This window comes from Alcaligenes sp. SDU_A2, assembly GCF_038237375.1.
In the GTDB taxonomy this organism is placed as follows: domain Bacteria; phylum Pseudomonadota; class Gammaproteobacteria; order Burkholderiales; family Burkholderiaceae_B; genus Alcaligenes.
In genome coordinates this window covers 2,334,590-2,356,393 of the sequence record NZ_CP151273.1, presented here as the reverse complement: position 1 = coordinate 2,356,393, position 21,804 = coordinate 2,334,590, and the positions used below count along the sequence as shown (strand labels likewise).

Annotated in this window: 15 protein-coding genes; 11 read left to right on the top strand and 4 right to left on the bottom strand. The window is 60.6% G+C overall.

Annotated features, from left to right (window positions below; translation table 11 throughout):
* Positions 1–124 precede the first annotated feature (124 nt).
* Together AADW57_RS10975 and AADW57_RS10970 are read left to right on the top strand one after the other, a co-directional pair.
* Entirely contained in the window at positions 125–1,027 is a 903-nt protein-coding gene (locus AADW57_RS10975) for a GntR family transcriptional regulator (protein ID WP_341666934.1), read from the top strand.
* A gap of 112 nt (positions 1,028–1,139) precedes the next feature.
* Complete coding sequence (locus AADW57_RS10970; RefSeq protein WP_341666933.1) at positions 1,140–2,300, top strand: 2-methylaconitate cis-trans isomerase PrpF family protein; 1,161 nt, start codon at positions 1,140–1,142, stop codon at positions 2,298–2,300.
* A gap of 43 nt (positions 2,301–2,343) precedes the next feature.
* Here AADW57_RS10970 and AADW57_RS10965 read toward each other — a convergent pair whose 3' ends face one another.
* Positions 2,344–3,324, bottom strand: a complete 981-nt coding sequence (locus AADW57_RS10965; protein WP_341666932.1) for an AraC family transcriptional regulator — start codon at positions 3,322–3,324, stop codon at positions 2,344–2,346.
* Positions 3,325–3,520: 196 nt separating this feature from the next.
* On the opposite strand from AADW57_RS10965, the gene AADW57_RS10960 reads away from it, so the two are divergent.
* The 8 genes from AADW57_RS10960 (at position 3,521) to AADW57_RS10925 (ending at position 14,813) form a co-directional block, all read left to right on the top strand.
* Positions 3,521–4,714 (top strand): ABC transporter substrate-binding protein, encoded by a 1,194-nt coding sequence (locus AADW57_RS10960; protein ID WP_341666931.1) that lies wholly within the window; start codon positions 3,521–3,523, stop codon positions 4,712–4,714.
* Between the two features lie 26 nt (positions 4,715–4,740).
* Positions 4,741–6,042, top strand: a complete 1,302-nt coding sequence (locus tag AADW57_RS10955; RefSeq protein ID WP_341666930.1) for an aromatic ring-hydroxylating dioxygenase subunit alpha — start codon at positions 4,741–4,743, stop codon at positions 6,040–6,042.
* Between the two features lie 15 nt (positions 6,043–6,057).
* Entirely contained in the window at positions 6,058–6,594 is a 537-nt protein-coding gene (locus AADW57_RS10950) for an aromatic-ring-hydroxylating dioxygenase subunit beta (protein WP_341666929.1), read from the top strand.
* Positions 6,594–7,184, top strand: coding sequence for a cysteine hydrolase family protein (locus AADW57_RS10945; protein WP_341666928.1), 591 nt, complete (start codon positions 6,594–6,596; stop codon positions 7,182–7,184). The genes AADW57_RS10950 and AADW57_RS10945 overlap by 1 nt, the downstream gene beginning before the upstream one ends.
* Before the next feature lie 18 nt (positions 7,185–7,202).
* Positions 7,203–8,027 (top strand): SDR family oxidoreductase, encoded by an 825-nt coding sequence (locus tag AADW57_RS10940; protein ID WP_341666927.1) that lies wholly within the window; start codon positions 7,203–7,205, stop codon positions 8,025–8,027.
* A gap of 63 nt (positions 8,028–8,090) precedes the next feature.
* Positions 8,091–9,686, top strand: a complete 1,596-nt coding sequence (locus tag AADW57_RS10935) for a phytoene desaturase family protein (RefSeq protein ID WP_341666926.1) — start codon at positions 8,091–8,093, stop codon at positions 9,684–9,686.
* Between the two features lie 253 nt (positions 9,687–9,939).
* Positions 9,940–12,408 (top strand): DUF3772 domain-containing protein, encoded by a 2,469-nt coding sequence (locus tag AADW57_RS10930; RefSeq protein ID WP_341666925.1) that lies wholly within the window; start codon positions 9,940–9,942, stop codon positions 12,406–12,408.
* Between the two features lie 35 nt (positions 12,409–12,443).
* On the top strand, positions 12,444–14,813 hold the full coding sequence (locus AADW57_RS10925; protein ID WP_341666924.1) for a mechanosensitive ion channel family protein: 2,370 nt from the start codon (positions 12,444–12,446) through the stop codon (positions 14,811–14,813).
* 64 nt (positions 14,814–14,877) lie between these two features.
* Here the strand turns inward: AADW57_RS10925 and AADW57_RS10920 are convergent, their stop codons facing one another.
* The 3 genes from AADW57_RS10920 to mgtE form a co-directional block, all read right to left on the bottom strand.
* The gene (locus tag AADW57_RS10920; protein ID WP_341666923.1) at positions 14,878–15,891 is read right to left on the bottom strand and encodes an HD-GYP domain-containing protein; all 1,014 of its coding nucleotides are present in this window, start codon (positions 15,889–15,891) and stop codon (positions 14,878–14,880) included.
* Positions 15,884–18,844 (bottom strand): MHYT domain-containing protein, encoded by a 2,961-nt coding sequence (locus AADW57_RS10915; RefSeq protein WP_341666922.1) that lies wholly within the window; start codon positions 18,842–18,844, stop codon positions 15,884–15,886. The genes AADW57_RS10920 and AADW57_RS10915 overlap by 8 nt, the downstream gene beginning before the upstream one ends.
* Positions 18,845–18,999: 155 nt before the next feature.
* The gene (gene mgtE, locus AADW57_RS10910) at positions 19,000–20,340 is read right to left on the bottom strand and encodes a magnesium transporter (RefSeq protein WP_341666921.1); all 1,341 of its coding nucleotides are present in this window, start codon (positions 20,338–20,340) and stop codon (positions 19,000–19,002) included.
* A gap of 288 nt (positions 20,341–20,628) precedes the next feature.
* On the opposite strand from mgtE, the gene cnbZ reads away from it, so the two are divergent.
* The gene (cnbZ, locus tag AADW57_RS10905; RefSeq protein WP_341666920.1) at positions 20,629–21,390 is read left to right on the top strand and encodes a 2-amino-5-chloromuconate deaminase CnbZ; all 762 of its coding nucleotides are present in this window, start codon (positions 20,629–20,631) and stop codon (positions 21,388–21,390) included.
* Positions 21,391–21,804 lie beyond the last annotated feature (414 nt).

The window sequence follows — 21,804 nt, the reverse complement described above, 5'->3', positions numbered from 1 at the left end:
GTTTGTATATAATACAATGAAAAGGCAACGCTTCGTTCTGGTTTTTAGTCTGGCCAAGAGAAATGGGGAGCCGTCTGTAGGCACACAGCGTCTTTTCGTCCGGCGCTTGCATGAATAGGTTTGTATGAAAAGCGAATTTAATGCTTTGCACCTGACGCTGGCACACCGCTTGCTCGATTATGTACGAGCAGGCCATTTGCCGGCCGGGCATCATTTGACCGAGCAATCCTTGGCGCAGGCGCTGGGCGCGTCGCGCTCGCCGGTGCGGGCGGCCCTGGCGTATCTGGCCGAGAAAGGCATTGTGGGCGCGCAGCCGCCCCGACGCGGTGTTTTTTTGCTGAAAGGCGCGGACGAGCTTGGGGTTGTAGAGCACGAACTGGGTGCCAGCCAGGACGACGAAGTCTATTTGCAGTTGGCGCGCGATAAATTGTCCGGTTCGTGGGGCGAGACGCTGTCGGAAAATGATGCCATGCGCCGCTACGGCCTGACGCGCGAGCGTTTGCGCCGTATTTTGGCGCGTGCCGCCAATGAAGGTTGGATGGAGCAGCGCGCCAGTAAGGGCTGGTCTTTTCTGCCTATGATCGATGGCCCTCAGGCCTGCGCGGAAAGTTATGCCTTGCGTCAGATGCTGGAGCCGGCCGCCATGCTGCTGCCCGATTTTGCCATCGATAGCGCCGTGCTCCAGCGGGTGCGCTTGCAGCAGCAGGCCTTGGCCGACGGTGGCTGGCGTCATGCCGGGCATGCCGAAATGTATCAAGCCAATGCCACATTCCACGAAGCCTTGGCATCGTTGTCGGGCAATCGCTTTATTGCCCAGACGGTGACGCGTCAGAATCAGTTGCGCCGCTTGCTCGAATATCAGGAAACCATAGACCGGGATCGTATCCGTCGCCAGTGCCTGGAGCATCTGGCGATTCTGGACTTATTGGAGCGCGGTGAACGTGCCCAGGCGGCCGAGCTGCTGGCACGCCACCTGGGCAACGCCAGTCACGAAAAAGTGCAGCAATTGCAGCGCGCCGCACGATAGCGTTGATCGGATTGTGTTACCTCCGGGCCGTCGGCATGCCGCATCACCCAAGGTACAACAACCCCTTTTGGGGGCATTTATTAACGGCGCAAGCCAAGCACCAGGAATGACGATGAAACAGAAATCCCTCCCTGCTGTATTCATGCGTGGCGGCACCAGCAAGGCGCTGATGCTGCACGCCCGTGATCTGCCTGCCGATCGTGACGATTGGACGCCGCTGTTTGCGGCGGCGATGGGCTCGCCCGATCCGTATGGACGACAGCTCGATGGCATGGGCGGGGGGGTGTCCTCGTTGTCCAAAGTGTGCATCATAGGCCCATCCAGCCACCCCGAGGCCGATGTGGACTACACCTTTGCGCAGGTGTCCATTAAAGAGCAAAAGGTGGACTATCGCGGCAATTGCGGCAATATGAGCTCGGCCGTCGGACCGTTTGCTGTAGAAGAAGGATTGGTGCAGGCGCAGGATGGCGAGGCCTGCGTGCGGATTTTCAATACCAACACGCAAAAAATCATTCATGCGCGTTTTCTGGTGCAGGACGGCCAGCCGCGCTACGACGGCGATCTGGCCATTCCGGGAGTGGGCGGCACGGGTTCGCCGATCCGCCTGGATTTTGTCGAGCCGGGCGGTGCGTCCACAGGGGCTTTGTTGCCGACCGGACAATTGACCGAATGGCTGGATGTGCCTGGCGTGGGGCGCATTGAAGTGTCGCTGGTGGATGCCGCCAATGCAGCGGTGTTTGTGCGCGCCGCTGATGTGGGCCTGACGGGGCTGGAGCTGCCCGATTGGCTGGAGTCCCAGCCACAGGTACTGGAGCGCCTGGATGCCATCCGTGTGCAGGCTTCGGTGCGCATGGGCATTGCGCCGGACGAGGACGCCGCGCGCCAGATCCGCATTGTGCCTTTTGTATGCATCGTGGCCCCGGCGCAGGACAGCCCTACCTTGTCGGGCGACACCATTGCGGCGGGCGATATCGATCTGGTGGCCCGGGTAATATCCAACGGGCAGCCGCACCGCGCTTTACCCTTGACCATCTCCTTGTGTACGGCGGTGGCCGCCCGCATGACGGGCAGCCTGCCGGCACAGTGTCTGTCGGCATCGGTGGCTCCGTCGGGCCCCTTGCGTCTGGGCATGCCGTCGGGCGTGTTGACGGTGGGCGCGCAGGTGGAGCGCGACGGGGACCAATGGCAGGCCCGCGCCGGTTCGTTCTACCGAACAGCGCGCCGCTTGTTCGACGGTCGTCTGTGGGTGCCCGGCGACGCGCTGGAGGAATAAGGCCTGCGGCTGGATGGCGGTTTATACCAGCTGTCGGGCCGTATCAACCATTGAGTGTCTGGGACGGGGTGCAGCCGAATCGCATCTTGTAGTCGGCGCAAAAACGTCCCAGGTGGTTAAAGCCCACCCGCAGGGCCAGATCCCCTACTAAGGCGTCGGGTGCCGCATGTTGCAAGGCGGCGTGGGCGGCTTCCAGCCGTAGTTGCTTTAGAAATTGCATGGGGCTTTGGCCGCGTTCGCTGCGAAAGGCCTGGGTCAGGCTGCGTACGCTGACGCAGGCGGCCTGCGCAATGTCGTCCAGCGTCAGCACCTGATCCAGATGGGCGCGCATAAAGTCTTCGGCCCGTTGCACACGGCGCGAACCGGCGGGCGCGCTGCCCAGATGCAATTGCCGGCTGTAGTTACTCGGCTGGGTATGAAACAGGTGCAGCAGCAGATTGTCCTCTACCTGGCGCAGCCAACTGTCCAGTTCGGGCGGCGGCTCCGATCCATAGGCCAGCAGACTGCCCACCTGATGTTGCCAGGCGCGCCCTTGTGGCGAATCCAGTGCCAGTGTGGCGGCAAATTCAATGGGCCTGTCCAGCGTCAGGTCCAGCTGCGTGCGCGCGACTTCTTCCAGGCGTACACGCGGGATCTTGATCAGGAATTGTTCGCAGCCTTGTTCCCAGTCCAGCTCCAAAGGCAGGGACGGCGAGATGACGCTGGCTGTGTTGGGGTCGGCACGCACCCGTTCGCGGCCGACCCGGATACAGGAGTGTCCTTGGATGGGCACCTGAAACAGCAGGAAATCTTCCAGCGCCCCCGGCGATACCTGCACCGCCGCGCCGTATTTAAGCAGCACAAAGGAAAAGCTGTGGCTTTTTGCGTAGCGCAACGAGGCGTCCACCTGACCGCCGTTCCAGGTCAGGCGATGCTCGGTCAGCACGCCGGCGGTTTCGCTGCGGGTCTGGTCCGGGCAATGTGACTGAAAGCGCGGCGCGCTGCGCTGCAGGGGAGCTAACCCCGACATGAACCACGCTTGCATGATGTGTCTCCTAATTTCTGCCGGATCTGGATGTGTGTTGCCACATCCGGATAGCCCGATGGCCTGTCTGTGGCCTAATGTATTTCAAACTTAAAACAGTAAGTCCTTTTCCCGCACGTTAGCAGATTGGGGCCAAGCTGTGAATTGACGTCTTTACGTAGCAGTTTTCTATTCAAGATCAAGGACGGAGACACGCATGAACAAGCGATTTGCGGGCTGTATGGGCGCTGTGGCGCTGGCGGCGGCCAGTTCCGCAGCCTGGGGGCAGGATGTATTCAAGGTGGGGCTGTTGACTACCTTGTCGGGGCCGGGCGCGGCCATCGGTTCGGAGATCCGCGATGGTTTCGAGCTGGGCGTCAAGCACGCGGACGGCAAGCTGGGCGGCATCGACACGGCGGTGACGGTGGTGGATGACCAGCAAAAGCCGATGGAAGGGCGTCAGGCCGTGGAGCGTCTGATCAAGCGCGACAAGGTCGATGTCATTACCGGCATGGCTTTTTCTAATGTGTTGCTGCCGGTCATGCCCACGATTCTGAACAGCGACACCATTTATATTTCGGCCAATACCGGCCCGGCCGATTACGCCGGCGAGCGTTGCAATCCCAATTTCTTTGCCGTGTCCTGGCAGAACGAGGATATTCCGGCGGCGATGGGCAAATATGTGACCGACCAGGCGCACAAGAAGGTGTACCTGATTGCCCCCAATTATCCGGGCGGGCGCGAGTCCATCGAGGGGTTCAAACGCACCTTCAAGGGCGAGATCGCCGACGAAGTCTATGTCAAGCTGGGGCAGGTGGATTTTGCCGCCGAACTGGCCCAAATGCGGGCCTCGGGCGCAGATTCGGTGTTTTTCTTTCTGCCCGGTGGCATGGGCGTGGCGTTCATCAAGCAATTGGTCAATTCGGGGCTGTCCAGTCAGATGGCGGTGTATACCCCCGGTTTTTCTGCCGATCAGGACACGATTGCGGCCATTGGCGACTCCATGAAAGGCATGGCCAACGCCGCCCAGTGGTCGCCGGATCTGGACAATGCCGCCAACCAGCGGTTTGTCAACGATTTTCAGCAGACGTATGGTCGTTTGCCGTCCATGTACGCGGCCCAGGGCTATGATGCGGCCCGTTTGCTGGACGGCGCGCTGAAAGCCGATCCCAAGGCGGCACACGACCGCCAGGCCATGCGCCAGGCCTTGCGGCGCGCCCCGTTTGAATCGGTGCGTGGTGCCTTCGCCTTTAACCATAACCAGTACCCGGTGCAGACCTATTACATGCGCGAAGTGGCTCCCAATGCGCAGGGCCAGATGAGCAACAAGATCGTGTCTACCGTGTTCGAGCAATTCCAGGACCATTTTGCCCCGCAGTGCAAGATGGACGGCAATAAAAAGGGTGCCTGAACGGGCCCGGCTCCAAGGAGAGAACCATGAGTTACAGCAACGAAGACCTGGCCGCGCTGGTGCGCGAGGACAGTGTGCATAAGTCGGTCTATACCGATCCCGAGATTTTCCGGCTGGAAATGGAGCGGATTTACGGACGTGCCTGGATTTATGTGGGGCATGACAGTCAGGTGCCCAATCCCGGTGACTACCACACGACATCGCTGGGCGGTCAGGAAGTGATTATGGTGCGCGGCAGCGACAAGAAAGTGTATGTGCTGTATAACCGCTGCCCGCACAAAGGGGCCAAGGTCGTGGCCGAAGGTTGCGGTAATACGGGCAAGTTCTTTCGCTGCCCCTACCATGCCTGGACCTTCAAGCTGGATGGCCAGCATTTGGCCGCACCCATGAAAAATGGTTTTGAAGGCACTTGTTTCGATCCCAAACATCCGGACTTTTCCATGCGCCGCGTGGCCAGGGTGGAAAGCTACCGTGGCTTTGTGTTTGCCAACCAGAGCGCCGAGGGCCCGGATCTGGGCGAGTTCCTGGGGCATGTGATTACGTCCATCGACAATATGTGCGATCGCTCCCCGGTCGGGGAAGTGGAAGTGGTGGGCGGCACCTTCAAGGTTTGGCAACCCTCGAACTGGAAAGTGTTCTACGAGAATCTGCACGACACCATGCACGCTAATGTCACGCACGAATCGTCGTATGTGGCGGCGCGCGAGCAGGCCCAGGATTACGGTTCCATGCCGCTGGAGCTGCACATTATGGATGGCAACGGCGAACCGTATGGCTTCTGGGAAAAGCTGGACCTGTATGCCTTCGAGAATGGCCACGGCTATATGGAAGGCATCTTCAATCCCGGCGCCATCGAAACCGACCCGGTATCCAAGGCGCATTTCGAGACCTTGAAGGATGCGTACGGCGAAGAGAAGGCGCTAGGCATTTTGGGCCAGAATCGCCACAACACCATTATCTACGGCAGTGGCTCGCCGCATACGGTGTTCCAGCAGTTTCGCGTGATCCGCCCGGTGGCGGTGGACCGCACGCATGTGGAGATTCAGCTGTTTCGCCTGAAAGGGGCTCCGGACGAGATCTATAAGCGTGGGCTGATGTATGCCAATCTGATCAATTCGCCGTCCTCTAACGTGATGCCGGACGATATTGAAGTGTATGGCCGTTGCCAGGAAGGGAATCTGACGCGCGGCGGCGACTGGATCAGCATGCACCGTTATAACGGCACGGACAAACCGATAGAAGGCGGCATGGTGGCGACCAACGGCACCAGCGAATTGCCCATGCGCAACCAGTTTCGCGCCTGGAAAAAATTCATGACCATGGCTTGAGCAAGGAGAGACGTCATGCTGTTTGATATCGATTTTGATGTAGGGGTGGACCGCGTTGCGCCTGTGAATCTGAATCCGCAGGCCAGCCGTGCCGTGGAGCAGTACATCTACCACGAGGCCCGCCTGTTGGACGAGCGCCGCTGGCCAGAGTGGCTGGATCTGTGGACCGAGGACGGGATGTACTGGGTGCCGCACAGTTTCGATCAGACCAGCCCCTACGAACATATTTCGCTGTGCTGGGAGAACAAACTGTTGCGCGAACTGCGTATCCGTCGGCTGGAAAACAGCCGCAACTGGTCCCAGCAGCCGGTGACGCAGTCGTGTCGCGTCGTGAGCAATGTGATGATAGACGGCACCGATCCCGATGGCTATCTGGTGGTGCGCTCCGCTTTCCATTCGATGGAGTGGCGCGGCAAGGAGCCGGTGCACCGCGTCGGTTCGCTGATCCATAAGCTGCAAGCGCAAGAGGACGGCGGCTGGAAGCTGCGCATGAAGCAAGTCAATCTGGTGGACCGCGATGCGGTGCACGGCGCCATTCAGGTGTATATCTGATGGGCGGGCGCACGGCCTTGCTGGCCTTGCATTACCAGAACGATGTCTTGCATGCGGATGGCCGTATCCGGGTCGGCCTGACGGCCGACAGCCCGCAGCGTCAGCAACTGATTGCCGCTGCAGGCCGCTTGCTGGCTCAGGCCAGGGCGCGCGGCGTGCCGGTGGTGCATGTGCGGGTCGGTTACCGGCCTGATTACGCCGATTTGCTGACCAATGCGCCCATTTTGCGCAATGTGCAGCGTATCGGGGCCATGCAGGTGGGCAGTTGGGGGGCGGACTTCTACACGGGGCTTGAGCCTTTGCCGCAGGAGTTCGAGGTGCATCACACCCGCATCAATGCGTTTTTCGGCTCTTCCTTGGAACCGGTGCTGCGTCGTCTGGGTGTGGACAGGCTGGTTGTGGCCGGCGTGGCGACGCATTCTGTTGTCGAGAGCACGGTGCGTCATGCCGTGGACATGGGCTTCGAGGTGGCGGTGGCCGCCACGGCCTGCGCTGCGCCGCCCGGCACGCACGAGGCGTCGCTGGCCAGTATGAGCCTGATTGCCGATATCGACCAGCAGGAAGATTGGGACGCGGTCTTTGGCGGCTAGTTGCCACAGGGGGATAAGATGGAGCAGGATTTTTCCGTTAACTTGCAGGGCAAGGTCGCCATTGTGACCGGTGCCAGTCAAGGTTTGGGTGCCGACATTGCCTTGGCCCTGTGCGGTGCTGGTGCCTGGGTCTTGATGGTGGGCTTGGGGCAAGAGCAGGGCCAGGCGACGTTGGCGCGCCTGAACGCCGTGGGCCGGGCGCATTTTCTGCATGCCGACATCCGTGACGATGCACAATTGGATGCCTGTGTGCAGTTGGCCCTGGAACAGACCGGGCGCATCGATATTCTGGTCAACAATGCCTGCAGCTATGGCGACCAGGGGCTGGCCTCCAGCCGGGCGTTGTGGCACGAGACTTTGGACGTGAACCTGGTGTCGAGCGCCATTTTGGCGCAGAAGGCCAGTGCGTATATGGGGCAGGGTGGGGTCATCATCAATATGGGCAGTACGGGCGGCAAATTCGGGGTTGCCGGACGGGCGCTGTATCCGGCGTCCAAGGCGGCCATTTTGCAGCTGACCAAGAGCCTGGCGGTGGAGTTGGCGCCGGCCGGCATCCGTGTTCTGACCGTGTCGCCGGCCTGGACCTGGTCGCCGGCCACGCAAAGCATGGCCGCTGGATCGCGCGAACGGGCCGATCAGGTGGGCGCACAGGTACACCCACTGGGCCGGGTGGGGTCGGGTCAGGAAGTGGCCCAGGCGGTGCTGTTTGCCGTGTCGGGCGCGGCGTCCTGGATGACGGGTGTGGATCTGCCCGTGGACGGCGGCTTTTCCGTATTGGGGCCCGACCAGGGGCGTTCGCCACGGCATTGGTTTGAGGCCTGGGCGCAGCGGCACGCTGGCTGAGACGCAGCGAAATAGGGTACAAAAAGCCTGGCCCATTGTGGGCAACAAGAATAAGGATGCAGGATGACAAGCGAAAAAAAGAATGAACGGCATGCCGTGGTGGTGGTGGGCAGTGGCATCAATTCCCTGGTTTGCGCGGCTTTGTTGGCGCAGCGCGGCAAGCGAGTGCTGATCATCGAGCGCAATGACAGGGCCGGGGGCTGCATACGCACAGAAGAACTGTTTCCCGGCTTTACGCACGAAGTCTTGTCGTCCTGGTATCCCTTGTTTACCTCCGGTGCCGCTTATGCGCGCCTGAAGGATGATCTGGCGGCCCACGGCGTGGAGTTTCTGGATAATGGGTATACCACCGGCGTGGTGGGGAGCGATGGCCGGGGCCTGGCCTTGCGCCGCGACGTGGGCGATGCGGTGCAGCGCATCAATGACTTTGCGGCGGGCGATGGGGCCGCCTTTGGACAGATGGCCAGCCAACTGTTCGAGCGCGATGCCGCGCTGACCTTTGGCTTGCTGGGGTCGGAGCCTTACAGCCGCGGCTTGTTGGGTTTGTTGTTTTCGCAGTGGCGCAAACGCCGCTTGGACGGCATGGTGCAGTATGGCCGCGAGTCGCTGGAGTCCTTTCGTCGCTGGGCGGAGCGCGAAATCCAAGACAATCGTGTGCGCGGCATGATGGCCCCCTGGGTCTTGCATTCGGGGCTGGGACCGGACGATGCCAGTTCGGCCCTGATCGGTAAACTGACCTTCGCAGCGGTGGTGGCCGGTGGCATGCCGGTGGTCAAGGGCGGCGGGCAGAATCTGGTGCGCGCGCTGTGCGCCATCGTCGAAAAAGCCGGCGGACGCATTCTGTTAAATACGGAAGTCGAGCAAATTGTGTTGGACGGCCAGAAAGCCAGCGGCGTGCGCGCCGGCGGCAGGATCTACGAGGCCAGCGAGGCCGTGGTGTGCAATGTAACGCCGCCGCAGCTATATGGACGTCTATTGCCCGGCGCGCCGGCGGCGGTGCGCGAACAGGCGCAGGCGTATCGCTTCGGGCGTGGCGATATGCAGATCCATATTGCCTTGGACGGCGTGCCCAACTGGAGCGACCCGGAATTGCTGAAAGTGCCGCTGCTGCATCTGTCCGATGGCCTGGAAGATGTCAGCATGAGCGTGGCACAGGCCAATAATGGCTTGATCCCGGCCAAGCCGACGGTGGCGATTGGTCAGCCTTGCGCGGTGGACCCAGGCCGCGCGCCCTCGGGCAAGTGGATTTTGTGGATGCAGATGCAGGATATGCCTGCCCGCCTACGTGGCGATGCCGCCCGCAAGATCGCCGTTCCGGCTGATGGGCAGTGGACAGATGCGGTGCGTGATGCAGTCAGCGAACGCATTATCGATCAACTGGAAGCGGTCATGCCCGGTCTGCGTCAGCAGATCATCGGCGTCAAGGTTCTGTCTCCGGCTGATCTTGAAAAGATCAATTGCAATCTGGTGGGCGGCGATCCGTATTCGGGTGTGTGCTCCCCCGACCAGTTTTTTTGGATGCGGCCTTTTGCCAGCACCCAGGGGGCCCGCGCGCACCGCACACCGTACAAAAATGTGTATCACATTGGTGCGTCTACCCATCCAGGGCCCGGGCTGGCGGGAGCGTCGGGCTTTATGGTGGCGCAGCAGATCCGCTAAGGGGTAGGACAGCGATGCTGTTTTCTTGGCCAGCCACGCCGACCTGCTGCACGGCTGGCAAAGAAAAGAGGACGACGTTTTACCTGGTCTACGAGGGCGAAGCCCGCCTGTGCCAGCCCCGATCGTGGCCATAGAGCCAAAAAGATATGCTCCTGGTTTCATCGGGTAGCGCGATCGACACGATTCTTGAGTATTCTGTGCATGTTTTTACTTCGCCGTATCGACGGGTTCCTATGCCGGGGCCGGAGCGGCGATGCCGGATACTGGAGCCGTTCCGATGCAGTTCTTGCGCCGCCTGGGGCTTTGCGCCCTGTTGTGTGTTTGCTTTCTTGGTCTTTCCCTGGGAGGGGGGGCGCAGGCTGCCGAGCCGACGGCGCTTCAGGTAGAGGAGGCCGGCAAGGCCCTGGACGGCTTGCGCCAGACCTTGCAGAAGGTACAAGGGCGTTTGCAAAAGCCCGATGGCCTGAGCGATACCGATCTGGTGGAGCTGCGCAACAGCCTGAATGACGCCCAGGAGCAGGCCCAGGATATCGGGACCCGGCTGGAGCCGGAGCTGGCCAGCGTGGATGCGCGGCTGACCCAATTAGGGCCGCTGGACGAGCAGGCGGCTGAATCCGAGGACATCGCCCGTCAACGCACGCAATTGCAGCAGGCCCAGTCCAACCTGGATGGTCAGATCAAGCTGGCTCGTTTGATCGGTGTGGAGGCCCGGCAAGGCATGGATCAGGTGTCCCAGCAGCGCCGCCAGATGTTTCAGGCCGAGTTGGGACGCCGCTCACAGTCCATACTGACGCCTCGTTTCTGGAGTATGGTGCAGCGCGACCTGCCGGGGGATCTGGCGCGTGTGCAGCGCATGGTGAACGATGTTGAAAAGCGCATGGTTGATGCGCCCGCCCGCGAGTTCTGGCTGGCCGGGATATTGGCGTTGCTGCTGATGGGCGCAGCCTTCTTTCTGTCCCGTGGCCTGGCCGGTTTTACCATTAACCATACCAAACCATCGCGGTTGCGGCGTTCGTTCTATGCCGCAGCCTTGATTGTGCTGTACACGCTGACGCCTGGTTTGTTGGGGGCCATTGTCGTTAATTTGTTGCAATGGCAGGGTGATCTGCCCGTCGAGCTGGACAACTTTGTGTCCAAGTGCTTGTTTTCCTTGTATTTTGGCGGCTTTGTCACCGGTATGGGCCGGGTATTGCTGGCACCGCAGCGGCCCAGTTGGCGTTTACCGCCGATTCCTGGCGATGTGGCCACCAAGCTGGCCTGGCTGCCGCTGGCCTTGGGGGTGATGGTCACCCTGACCTGGATGTCCCAACAATTGCTGGGGCTGGTCAACGCCACCCTTAGCTCGGCCTTGCTGGTCAACAGTTTCAACACACTGACCTTGAGCATGTTGCTGGCTTTTGCGGCCTGGAATCTGAACCAGGGTTTGCGCGTGCCTTCTGCGCAGGCGGATTCTGCCGACCCGGACGGGACCAAACCTGTTGCGCGGGTCAACAGTTGGTTCCGGTCTGTGCCGTTGGTATTGGGTATCGTCATTGCGGCGGGCTTGTTGGCCTTGCTGCTGGGCTACATTGCGCTGAGCAGTCTGATCGTGCAGGAAACGCTGTGGCTGAGCATGGTGATCTGCACCTGCTATGTGCTGGTCGCTCTTGTGGGCGATATAGGCAACAGCCTGTTGCTGCAGTTCAAGGATAAGCGCGCTGCTAACGAGCTCTCCAATTCGCAGGTGCGCGCCCGCAGCCAGGTGGTGATCCTGTTGTCGGGGGCGATTCGCCTGAGCTTGATCGTGGCGGCGGTGACTCTGGTTCTGTTGCCGTTTGGCGAAGATCCGGCTGAATGGCTGCAACGTCGTCTGGGCTTTTTGCTGACAGGATTCTCCATCGGTCAGGTGCAGATCAAGCCCGGCTCGGTGCTGGCGGCGTTGCTGGTGTTGCTGGTGGGCATGTTTGCCGTCAAGGTCTTGCAGCGCTGGATGACCAATCAATTGCTGCCCGCTACCCGTATCGATGCCGGCATGCGTGTGTCCACGGCCAATCTGTTCAGTTATGTGGGGTATTTCGTGGTGTTCGCCATGACGATTTCCTCGCTGGGCATAGGCCTGGAGCGCATGGCCTGGATTATTTCGGCTTTGTCGGTGGGCATCGGTTTTGGCTTGCAGGCGGTGGTGCAGAACTTTGTGTCCGGTCTGATTTTGCTGGCCGAACGTCCGATCAAAGTAGGAGATTGGGTCAGCCTGAACGGGGTCGAGGGCAATGTGCGCAAGATCAATGCGCGCGCCACGGAAATTGAAATGTTCGACCGTTCTACCTTGATCGTGCCCAATTCGGAATTTATTACCAAGCCGGTGCGCAATGTCACCTTGACCAATCCCTTGGGTGTGGTCAATGTCAAAATCAATATGCCTATCGACACGGATGCTAAACGCGTGCGCGATATCATGCTCAGCGCGATGCAGGATCATCCGGACGTGCTCGAGGACCCGGCACCGGGCGTTACCTTGGACGGCTTCGATGCCAATGGGCTGGTGTTCACGGCCAGCAGCTTTGTGTCCTCGCCACGTAACTCGGCCAAGACGCGCAGCGCGCTGATGTTCGAGATTCTGGATCGCTTGCGCCAGAACCGGCTGGTACTGCACCATACGCAGACTATGTCGGTCCTGCCGACTGTGCCGGCGGCCAGCGCGCCGGCGGCAGAAACGAATGGCCCTATGGCCGCAGGTTCTTGAACAGGTGGATTAGGCAACATCATAAAGGGACGCATATGACGGTCTTGCGTGGAGTGTGGCTGGTGCTGTGCCTATGCCTGTGGACGGCGTTTGCGGCGCAGGCGCAGCCGGTGCTGGACGGTCCCGCCGATCGGGAACTGAAGTTAAGTCTGCAACAAGCCCAGGACACGGTGCGCTTGGTGCAATTGCGTCTGGATGATACGCGTGGCTTGCGGGTGGCGGATATTAGCCAGCAGGACAGCAACCTGGATGAGGTGTTAGGGATAGCGGTACGCGCTGTGCGTCAGTTAGAGCAGCGTAGTCGTTTCCTGCAGGCGCGCTTGCAGGAGCTGGGCCAGGAGAGTGCCGGAGAGATCGAACCTGAACAGGTGCGGGCCGAGCGGGATCAACTGCGACGTGCCGAAGCGGCAGTGCGGGCCGATCTGAAGCTGGCCCGTCTGGTCCAGGTGGAAGCCGATCAGGCTCGCCAGCTTTTGAAAGATACGGGACGCCGGCTGGAGAATGAAAAACGCTGGCAGCGGGTGCCTTCGCTGCTGTTTCTGGAAGGCGTTCCCCTGTTGCGTCAAACGTGGCTTTCCGATAAGGAACAATGGGTCGAGTATTGGCAGGAGTGGCGCGCAAGCTGGCGCCAACCGTGGCATCAGGGCGACGGTTCGCTCTGGCTGGCTTTGGCTGCGTTACTGGTGGGCAGTGTCATGCTCAAGGCCTTGCCCGGTCTGGTCGCCCGTTTTGTGCCGGGCGGCCGCTTGCGGCGCTCTGCTCTGGCGATGGGCAATCTGTTGGTCTGGCTGGGCATGGTCTGGGTGCTGGGCAAAGAGCTTGTGCAGATCGCGCTCGATAGGCCTGGTTTGTCCGAAAGGCAGTATGCCTTGCTGGCGTACGGGCAGTTTGCTGCATTGACGGGGGCGTTGGTGCTGGCCGTGATGCAGGCGGTGTTGTTTCAGCCGCGCAGTTCCTGGCGTTTGTTGCCTGTGTCGGACCGGGGGCAGGCCCGGCTGCGCTTTTTTCCCTATCTTTTTCTGGTGTTGGTGTATATCGAGTTTCTGGCCGAGGCCTTCAAGGAGGTCTTGAGCTTGTCCGATATTTTTGTGCAATCGCTCGAGGGCGTGGTAACGACCCTGTACCTGCTCTTGTTTGCCTACGCCTTGTGGGGGGTGCGGGCCGAGCGTTTTCTTGCCCCGGCAGGGCAAGGGCCCGAGCCGGGTGAACGAGCCTATTCCTGGGCGCGTCTGGCCTACTACGGAGCGATCGCGGTCTACTCCTTGGCTTTGTTGACTTTTCTGGGCGGCTGGCAGGGTCTGGCGGACGATCTGATTTCGCATTTCATGTCTATGGCCTTGCTGTTTGGCCTGCTGGGCTACTTGCTGATGGTGTTGTTGCAGGACATGGGCGATAGTTTGCTGGCTCATGTCCAGGCCCGGCAGCGTGATGCGGATTCGGGGCAATCCCGTGCGCAGAGCCAACTGATTGTTGTGCTGTTTGCGGCGGCGCGTCTGTCTGTCCTGGCCCTGACGGTGTGGGTCATCAGTTCGGATTGGCTGAGCGCACCCAAGCAGATGCTGGAGTCGGGGCTGGATGTGTCGCGCGAAGTGTTGCGCCTGGGGGCGGTGCAATGGCGCCTGGATCTGTGGTTGATTGCGCTGGGTGTGCTCCTGGCGGGCGTGCTGTTCATCAGAATGTTGCGCATCTGGCTGCGCCGTCGCTTCATGCCTACTACGACCCTGGAGCCGGGGTTGCAGAACGCGATTGTGGCCTCTTTAAGTTATGCGGCGTATTTCGTGCTGGTGGTGGTCTGCCTGTCTATGCTGGGGGTGCCGATCGAGTCGGTGACCTGGATTTTTACCGCGCTAACCGTCGGCGTGGGTTTTGGTCTGCGTGGTCTTGTGCAGAACTTTGCTTCCGGCCTGATTCTGATGCTGGAGCGTCCGGTGAAGGTAGGGGATTGGGTGGAGGTCGATGGCAGCGAGGGCAATGTGCGCGAAATTCGTATGCGGGCGACCTATGTCGAGCGTTTTGACCGCAGCATGTTGATGGTGCCCAACGCCGACATGGTGGGGCGGCAGGTACGTAATCTGACTTACACTCCCGCCTCTTTGGGGGCCGTGGAGACGCGGTTGATCCTGCCCTTGGATGTGGACGCTGATCTGGTCATGGAATTGTTGCAACAGGCCGTCGCGGAACAGATTGAAATTCTGGCTGATCCGCCGGCGCAATTGTTTTGCGACGGTATTCAGGGCGATGGGCTGGCTTTTGGCATGCGTTGTTTCTTGGCCAGTATGCGTCAGCAGCGGCGCGTGCGCAGCAAACTGATGCTTGACGTGCTGCGCCGGCTGCGGGCGCATGGCATCAGCTTGCATCCGGCGCAGCGCTGGCTGCACACGGCGCAGGACCCGGACGGGCAATGATGGCGGACCAAGGCAGGCCCTTCGCTCATGGGCCTTGCCGCCTGCGCCGAAAGGCCCTGCTCGCTTAGATCGTCGGTTCGTCGGCGTCGTCAGCCCATTTTTGCTTGATCTCCAGCATTTCGGGCAGGCATTTTTCCAGCAGTGCGATCAAGGCAGGATCAAAGTGCTTGCCCGATTCGCTGTAGATGTGCGCAACAGCGTCCTGTACGCTCCATGCGCGTTTGTAGGGGCGTTCGCTGGTCAGTGCGTCAAAGACATCGACAATGGCCACGATGCGTGCCGGCAGAGGGATATCTTCGCCTTTCAGGCCGTAGGGGTAGCCGCTGCCATCCCATTTTTCGTGGTGGTACAGCGCAATCGCGCGTGCCAGCTTGAGCATGCCGTGCGAGTGATGGCCGATGATGCGCGCCCCGATCAGCGTATGAGTGCGCATGATTTCCCATTCGGCGTCGTCCAGTTTGCCGGGTTTTTGCAAGATGGCGTCCGGGATGCCGATCTTGCCGATGTCGTGCATGGGCGCGGCATGCAGCAATTCGTCGGCAGCTTCTTCAGAATATCCGGCCCAGCGGGCCATAATGCGGGCGTAGTGGCTGATGCGGATAACGTGCCGGCCGGTTTCATTATCTTTGTACTCCGCCGCCACGCCCAGGCAGCGTACGATCTGCAGACGACTTTCGCGCAGCTCCTTCATCTGTACCAAAGACAGGTGATTGCGGATGCGTGCGCGCAAAATAGAGGGGTTGAACGGTTTGGCGACGTAGTCCACGGCTCCCAGGTCAAAGCCCAACTGCTCGTCGTGCGCTTGTGACAGAGCGGTGACAAAGATAACGGGAATGCCTTGGGTCAGCGGGTTGGCCTTGAGCTCCCGACAGACATCGTAGCCGGACAGCTTGGGCATCATGATGTCCAGCAGGATCAGTTCGGGCAGGTCCCGCTGGGCCAGTTCCAGTGCTTTGGCACCGTCTTTGGCAAAAAGCAGCCTGTAGTCGTTTTGCAGCGTGTGCCGCAGGATCTGCAGGTTAGCCGGTTCGTCGTCGACCAGCAGCAAGGTAGGTCGAGGCACAGTGAAGTCAGTCATGGTGCTTGGGGTCGGTTGCCAGAGTGGCGTTCAGTTCGGCAATCAGCCCGGCAAGTATGGAACTGGCCAGCTCAAAGTCAAACGCATCAATGGCTTTGTTCAGACTCGATAAGGTGGTGATTTGGCCTTGGCCGTCCAGGTGCTGGCAGACCGCTTGGAAGGCGTTCTCGTCCAGTTCGCTGCGCTGCAGGCTGTCTTGCAGATTGCGCAGGCACATCAGGGCCTGTGCCGGCGTCAGTGCTGCTGCGGCGCTTGTTGCTTGGACCGGGGCTGTGTCCTTGTGCAGGTTCAGCTCCAACGCCACGCTGTTTAGAACATCTTGCAGACGGTAGATGCGGTCGCGGGCGTGGCGGGTTTCGCCACGGCGGATCTTGTCCTCCAGTTCGCCCGCCAGGGTGCAGACCGGCGTCAGGCCCAGATTGCCGGCCGTGCCCCGTATGCCATGCAGGCTGCTCAGGACGATTTCCCAGTTGGGTTGTTCCAGGCTGGCTTCGCTTAAGGGGTAGCGGGTGGCCAGGTCGGACAGAAAATTAAGGATGGCGCGGCGCAGGCGTTCTTGCGACCCCCATAGTCGTGTCCCGGCTTCCCAGTCGATCAGGTTCAGATTGGCAGCACCTGATGTCTGTCTGTCGGGTTGTGAGCTATCCAGCCCCAGAACCTGGGCGATTTCCAGCAGCAGGCGGGGCATATCCAGTGGCTTGGTGGCAAAGCCGTTCATACCGGCATCGCGGGCGGCGCGCCGGTCCGATTCCATGACGCTGGCGGTCAGGGCGATCAGCGGCAGGGTTTTGCGGTTTTCCTGTTGTTCCAGGGCGCGCCAGCGACGTGCCGTTTCCAGCCCGTCCAGATCGGGCATGTGTACATCGAGCAAGGCCAGATCGAAGTGTTCCTGCTGCAATTTCTTCAGTGCTTCATGGCCGTTGCTGGCGACGGTGACGGTATGGTTGTGTTGCTCCAGGGCTAGCGTCAGCAATTCCTGGTTCAGGGCGACATCGTCGGCAACCAGTATGCGCAAAGGCGGCACATGGGGCAGGGCGTCATCGTCCGTCGTGTCGGCCGGCGGTGCGCCGGCTTGTAGCGGCACGGTCATCTGGAACATGCTGCCTTGGCCCAGTTCGCTGCTGACATCGAGTTTGCCATGCATCAGCTCGATCAGTTGGCGGGCGATGGTGATGCCCAGGCCGGTTCCGCCAAAGCGGCGGCTGATGGAGACATCGGCTTGCGCAAAGGGTGCAAACACATGCTGCAATTGCTCGGGCGTCATGCCTATGCCGGTATCGCGCACCTGTATGGTGACGCCGTCGGGGCTGCTGAGAACATCGACATGCACTGAGCCTTGTTCAGTAAACTTGATGGCATTGCCGATCAGGTTGTTGAGCACTTGCTGGATGCGCAGCGGATCTCCCCGGTAGTAGTCCTGTAGATCGTCGGCGCAGTGCAGCCGGAACTCCAGGTGCTTGGCCTCGGCAGCCAGGCGCAGCGAGGCTACGACCTGGCTGCACAGATCTTTCAGGGAAAAGTCGATGTTTTCCAGTTCGACCGAGCCGCGCTCCAGTTTGGTGGTATCCAGAATGTCGTTCAGCAGGCCCAGCAGCGAACGGGCCGAGTTGCGCACGATGGATAAATGTTTGTTTTGCTGGGGATTTAACGTGCTGCGTAGAAGCAGTTCGGAAAATCCGATGATGGCGTTTAAGGGGGTGCGGATTTCGTGGCTCATGTTGGCCAGAAAGGCGGTCTTGGCCTGTGCGGCCTGTTCGGCGCGTTCTGCTGTTTCGCGCAGGGACATGGCCATGGCCTTGTAATCGCTCATATCCGAGACAAAGCCCACGAACAGCGGATCGCCCGGTTGGGGCACCTTGCCTACGGCCAGGCGCATGGGCATCAGACTGCCGTCTTTGCGCAGGCCGGTAACATCCCGCCCCACGCCGATGATCTTGGGGTCGTTCGAGCGCAGATAGTTGGCCAGATAGCCATCGTGGCGCGAATGGTCCGGCTCGGGCATCAGAATATTGATGTTGCGCCCCAGCACTTCACCTGCCTTCCAGCCGAACAGGCGCTCGGCGGAATGATTGAAGTCCTGGATGGCACCGCGGCTGTTAATCGTGATGATGCCGTCGACCGCCGTGTCGACGATGGCGCGGATGTGCGATTCGCTTTCTTCCATCTTCAGAAATAGTTGACGGTAGCGCAGCAGGCCATTGGCGGCGGTGACCAGCACCGTGACAGTGATGGTGAAGGTGGACAGCGCCAGCGAGGCGAAGGTGGCGTTGAACATGATCATGCTTTCCGGCTGGCTCGGTTCGCCGATAAAGCGGGCGGCGGCCATGCCGGTATAGTGCGTGCCGGCGATGGCCAGGCCCATGATGATGCCGCTGATCACGATTCGCTGTAGCAGGGTCAGGCCCGTTCTGTGCAGCCTAAAGCGTATCCACAGCGCCAGGATGGCCAAGACCACGGCGACCAGAATGGATACCCCGAACATGATGGGTTCGTACTTCAGGACGGCGGCCATGCGCATGGCCGCCATGCCGCTGTAATGCATGGTGCCTATGCCCAGCCCCACCAGCACGCCCCCCATGATCAGGTGCGAACGCTGCACGCGTGCTTGCGACAGTATCTGTAACGCGACCCAGGATGCGCCGACACTGGGGATGACGGACAGAATCGTCAGTGTCGGGTCGTAATGAACGGGGGTGCATAATTCGAAGGCCAGCATGCCGATGAAATGCATGGTCCAGATGCCGCCGCCCAGCGCGACTGCGCCGGTGCAGATGGCAATTTGCCGGTGCAGGCGCAGGTCGGCCATGCGAGCGATATGGGCGGTCTGCAAGGCCATGCCGGACGAAAATATCGCGACCAGCAAGGACAGAATGACCAGGCCGGTGTTGTGACTGCCGATCAAAAAAGGGGCCGTCTGGTCGGCGCGAATGAAGAACTGTTCGAGTATCTGCATGGGTCCGTAAAAGCCGGCGTTGCCTTGCTTTATTCCTGATACAGAGGGAGTTTTCGCAAAAGCGTCCCTCGGGTGTATGAAACTGCGAACGTATGTTACAGAAGATTTTTACAAATGTTTGATTTTTTTGCCCTATATGACGCGTAAGGTGCGATTTAGAGCAATGTTCCTGTCAAAAGCAGGGCCGCAACCGAAAAATAGATGACCAGGCCAAGCACATCCACCAGCGTTGCCACCAGCGGGGCCGAGGCGCTGGCCGGATCAAAGCCGACGCGCTGCAGCAAAAAAGGCAGCATGGAGCCGATGCAGGAACCGAAGGTGACGATGCCGATCAGGGCCAGCCAGATCGTGAAGGCGATCAGCAGCGAATGCTCGCCATAATCGTACAGACCCAGGTGCTGCCAGAGTTCGATGCGGACAAAGCCGACCGCGCCCAGCAGGGTGCCCAACACAATGCCGGCCGGCAGTTCGCGCAGCAGCACGCGCCACCAATCACCCAGGCGCACATCGCCCAGGGCCAGGCCACGGATCAATAAAGAGGTGGCTTGCGAGCCCGAGTTGCCGCCCGAGCTCATGATAAGCGGAATGAACATGGCCAGCACCACTGCTTTTTCCAGCTGGAATTCGTAATGTTGCATGGCGCTGGCCGTCAGCATCTCGCCCAGGAACAAGGCGGCCAGCCAGCCGCCACGCTTGCGTATCATGGTCCAGAAACCGGCCTGCAGATAGGGCTTGCCGATGGATTCGGCTCCGCCAAAGCGGTTCATGTCTTCGGCGGCTTCATCCATCAGCGCGTCGATGACGTCGTCGACCGTGACAATGCCGATGATGACGTTTTCGTCGTCCACCACCGGCACGGCCAGGTAGTCGTGCCGGCGTATGATCTGCGCCACCGCCTCTTTGTCGGCGTAGGCCGGGACGGTAACCGGCGTTTCGCCGCGCCACAGATCGGTCAGCGCAGCCTGGGCGGGCGCGCATACCAGCTTGCGCAGGGGAATTACGAAACGCAGTTGTTTGTGCTCGTTCACGACGTAAATGGCATAGACCGTTTCGCGCGAACTTTCGACCTGGCGTATATGTTGCAAGGTTTGCTCCACGTTCCAGTCTATGGGCACTTGCAGGAATTCGGTGGTCATGATGCCGCCGGCGGTGTCGGCCGGATAGTGCATCAGCTGCAATATAGAGGTGCGGGTGGGCTGCGACAGGAGCGCCAGGATGCTGTCTCGTTCTTTGGCATCCAGATCTTGCAGCAGGTCGGCCATGCGGTCTTCGGCCAGGCCTTCGAGCATGGTGCCGCGCTGCTGGCGCGCGGCATCGACCAGCATGTCGGTGGCCCAGCGCAGTTCGGGGCGTTCCAGCACGGCGTGCAGGCGCTCGTCGTCCAGGGCGCGTACGGCCGGCACGGCCTGATTGCGCTCGAGTTGATTCAAGGTCTGGACCAGGTCGGCCGGATGGGCCAGCAGATCAAGAGCGATGGCGGTCTGGTTTAATGGCATTGACACTCCGTTGGGCTGGCAGGGGCTCGGGGCGGAGTCGGGCGCGCCGGCACCGACGCTGCCCATTGTACCCAGTGGCTGCAGGACACAGGAAAAAGCGTCATTGTGTGTGCCGTACAAGACAGTTTTATGGCCGCAGGCCGGGCTTGGGTGCGACTGTTGTAATCGAACTGCACATCGGCCTTTTTTGCGTTTGGACGGTGCTATAGTGCCCGCTTGCGCGCCGCGCGGTGGCAGGCAGCGAACTTAAGGCAGGGCAGCGTGCCCGCCACAGAATCAGGAATGACAATGAATAAAGCGTTGGTATTTGACAAGGGCAATTACCGCTTCGTCCCGACAGGGGTGCATCGATATTCGGCCGGTGTGGCCGCGCAGCCCGGTTACGAAATCTGCCGTGTGGTGTTTTCCGAACCGGTCCCTTTGAATGAGGGCTTTGCCATCATCCAGGCCGTGCTGGAGGCCGAAGAAAGGCCGCTGACGGCCTTGTGCGCCTGCGAACTGCGCTCGCCCGAGCCGGCCAATGCAGCCGATTTCAGCAGCTTTAACGAAACCTATGTGCAGACGCTGAGCGATTGGGGCCTGATCAAGGGCAAACATAATCCAGTGGCGCGCTGCAATGTGTCGCCTCTGGTCGGCGCGCCTGCCGAGCCTAGTTTTTATGCTTTCAGCTACACGGTGGAAACGGATATCGAAGAGTCGACGTTTGTGATTTCTGGCAGTTGCGAAGTGCCGGAAGTAGATGGCGATGACGAGCATCTGGTGGTGGCGTATCGGGATGTGTCGCCACAGGGCATGCTCAAGAAAGCGGAGTGGGTTCTGGATGAAATGGAGCGCCGCATGCAGGTGCTGGGTTTCGAGTGGGCCGATACAACGGCCACGCATGCTTATACCGTGCATGATGTGCATGCCTTTATGGCAAGCGAACTGGCTCGGCGTGGCGCCATTCAGAAGGGACTGGGCTGGCATCTGGCCCGCCCGCCCGTGGTCGATCTGGAATACGAAATGGATTGCCGTCGTATTCTGAACGAGCGCGTGCTGGTCATTGACTGATCGCGCACGGCAGTCGGGCACCGCAAAATACGGTGCCCCAATGGGGTTTTTGCAGGGGAGATACGCTTGTCTCTCCTTAGGCTGCTGACAAACCTTTGCGTAAAATCCTCTTGCCAGCCCTTGAATGTGGGCTGGCTTTTTTTGCATTCCCTTCGGCTGCCGATGTTTATTGCCGAACCGGTTTTCTATAGACGCCGCTCAAGGCGCACGCTGAACGGGGCAGGCTGACGGCTTGCCGGCGCTGCGCGCCGGTGCCCTGGTCGGTTCGCGGGGCCGGGCGCGTCGTGAACTCCGGCGGGTCGCTCGCCCCCCAGGCGAGCGACAAGCGCCGCCGTCAAACAGCACGACACGTGTCCCCCGTCCTCGCGCCCCGCCTGCGGCAAGCCATCTGACCCGCCTGCCCCGTTCAGCGTG